3 protein-coding genes are annotated in these 2721 nt (G+C 67.5%); 1 reads left to right on the plus strand and 2 read right to left on the minus strand.

Annotated elements, in window-relative coordinates; genetic code table 11:
* Positions 1-858, plus strand: an 858-nt coding sequence (locus tag RU09_RS14855; protein ID WP_042541659.1) for an AI-2E family transporter, incomplete at its 5' end; no start/stop codon positions are given.
* Positions 859-1051: 193 nt separating this feature from the next.
* On the opposite strand, the gene RU09_RS14860 is transcribed toward RU09_RS14855, so the two are convergent.
* Positions 1052-1975: an ABC transporter substrate-binding protein gene (locus RU09_RS14860; protein ID WP_042541660.1), complete on the minus strand. Its 924-nt coding sequence runs from the start codon at positions 1973-1975 to the stop codon at positions 1052-1054.
* A 47-nt stretch (positions 1976-2022) separates the two neighbouring features.
* On the minus strand, positions 2023-2721 hold a 699-nt coding region (locus RU09_RS14865; RefSeq protein ID WP_156145946.1), incomplete at its 5' end, for an ABC transporter permease.

The raw sequence follows: 2721 nt of genomic DNA on the forward strand, positions 1-2721 counted from the left end.
ATCTCGGTGGTCGTCGCGATCCTCGGGCTCATCGTCGTGGCCGGCCTCGTCGTGTGGATGGTGCTGCCGGTCGTGATCGACCAGATCGCGAGCTTCGTCGGATCCGTGCCGGGGATGATCCAGGAGTTCACCCGCAGCGACATCTATGCGGCGCTCGATGAGCAGTTCGGCGATCAGTTCCAGGACCTCGTCGCCGACGTGCAGTCGTTCCTCACCAACCCCGGCAACATCGCTGCGATCGGCGGCGGAGCCCTGAAGGTCGGCGCCTCGATCGCCAACGCCATCTCGGGCATCATCGTCGTCCTGGTGCTCACGCTCTACTTCGTCGCGACACTGCCCGCGATCAAGTCGGGAATGCTTCGACTCGCTCCCGCCCGTGACCGTGCTCGCGCCAGCGACATCACCGACCAGATCACCGACTCGGTCGGCGCCTACGTCATGGGGATGGTCGTGCTCGCGTTCTGCAACGCCGTGCTCGCATTCCTGCTGTATCTGTTCCTCGGACTGCCGTTCCCGCCGCTCATGGCGACCGTCGCGTTCTGCATCACCCTGATCCCGCTCGTCGGATCGGTGATCTTCTGGATCATCGGCACGGGTCTCGCCCTGTTCACCAATCCGATCGCGGCGCTGGTCTTCGCTCTCATCTACCTCGTCTACATGCAGATCGAGGCGTACGTGATCACCCCCCGCGTGATGAACCGCGCCGTCTCGGTGCCCGGCGCGCTCGTGGTGATCGGCGCACTCGCGGGCGGCACGCTGCTGGGTCTGCTCGGAGCGCTCGTGGCGGTGCCGGTCGCGGCATCCATCCTCATCATCATCAAACAGGTGCTGATCCCACGGCAGGATGCCCGGATCTAGAGCCCGGATCTAGCTCCCAGCTCCGCGCGCGGACGCGGTATCACACCGCGACACCGCGACACCGCGAACCGCGCATGTGGCCTCCGTCCCGCGCACGGGTCTCGCGTAGAAACCGCGGCCTCACCGCCCCGCACACGCAGAAGTGCCCGGCCCCCTGAGGGACCGGGCACTTCTGTGTGAAGACGACTCGGCGTCAGACGAGGTCGTTGTCCTCGAGCCACTTCTTCGCGATGTCAGCCGACGACTGCTGGTCGACCGTGCTCAGGACGTTGAGGGAGACGAGCTCCTCGGCCGTGAGCTTCGCGCTGATCGCGTTGAGAACATCGGAGACGTCATCGGCGATGTCGCTCGAGACGATCGGCACGACGTTCGACGAGATGATCAGGTTCTCGGGGTCTTCGAGAGCGACGATCTCCTCGGTCTCGAACGCCGGGTCGGCGGTGTAGATGTCCGCGACCTGGATCTGGCCGGCGAGCAGCGACTCGAGCGTGGTCGGGCCGGTGGCCGAGAACGCCAGGTCGACGCCGTAGACCTCCTTGGCCGCGGCCGGGCTGTAAGGGCGCTGCTCGAACTCGGGAGCCGCACCGATCGTGACCTGCGAGGTCACCTTCGAGAGGTCGCCGATCGTGGTCAGGCCGTTCTCCTCCGCGAAGCTCTTCAGCACCGTGTAGGAGTCCTGGTCGGTCGCCTCGGCGAAGTCGAGGGCTGTGAGGCTCTCGGGCAGGGCGTCCTGCAGTGCGGCGTAGACGTCGTCGGGGCTGGTGACGTCGATGTCGTCGTCCGAGATGTACTCGAGCAGGCTGCCCGTGTACTCGGGGAAGACGTCGATGTCGCCGGACTCGACGTCGGGCATGTACGCGTCGCGCTGACCGATGCTGAGCTGCTTCTCGACGTCGAAGCCGGCTGCCTCGAGCGCCTGGGCGTAGATCTCGGCGATGATCTCGTTGGAGTAGTACGCCTGCGAGCCGACGACGATCGTGTCGCCGCTGCCGGAGCTCTCGCCCGAGTCGGCGGGCTCGCCGAGCGACTCGCTCGAGCCGCAGGCGGACAGGGCGAGTGCGGCCGCGGCGACAAGGCCGACGGCGAAGACAGAGCGCTTGCCTCGTGCTGTGAACATGGACTTCCTCTTCTCTGGGGGACTGCTGGAACTGCTGTGCTGTGGATTCAGGAGGTGGCGGGCTGGGTCACGACCGACGTCGTCCCGGACTCGGCGGCGGACGGGTCGGCGGTGGAGGGCTCGGTGGTGGAGGGCTCGGCGGCCGGCGTGAGCGAACGCGAGCGTCGGCGCGAGGGCCGGCCACCGGTGCGCAGCCCACGCGGGACCGCCAGGTGCTGGGCTGCGGCCAGCAGCAGGTCGACGATCAGCGCCAGCGTGGCGACGAGGATCGCTCCCGCGAGCACCTGGTCGAAGCGCTGCAGAGGGATGCCCTGGATGATCGGGTACCCGAGCCCGCCCAGGCCGACGTATGCGGCGATCGTGACGGTCGCGATGACCTGGAGCAACGCCGAGCGGATGCCGCCCACGAGCAGCGGGAGACCGAGCGGCACCTCGACCTTCCAGAAGATCTGCCAGCCCGTCATTCCCATGGCCTTCGCCGAGTCGATCACCCGTCGGTCGATGGCCTCGAGCCCGGTGTACGCACCGGCGAGCAGGGAAGGGATTGCAAGCAGCACGAACGTCGTGACCGCGGCCTGGGGAACACGGAGCACGCCGAGCAGGAGCACGAGGAGGATCATGAGACCGAAGGCCGGGATCGCGCGCGCCGCACCCGAGATGGCCACAGCGATCTCCCGCCCCTTGCCCGTGTGACCGATGAGCCACCCGAGCGGCACGGCGATGGCGGCCGCGATGACCACCGAGAT

The organism is Microbacterium sp. MEJ108Y (assembly GCF_000834175.1).
Lineage (GTDB): Bacteria > Actinomycetota > Actinomycetes > Actinomycetales > Microbacteriaceae > Microbacterium > Microbacterium forte.

Excerpts from the sequence above, each read along its gene's own strand:
- RU09_RS14860 (WP_042541660.1), bottom strand. The coding sequence starts at position 1,975 with ATGTTCACAGCACGAGGCAAGCGCTCTGTCTTCGCCGTCGGCCTTGTC.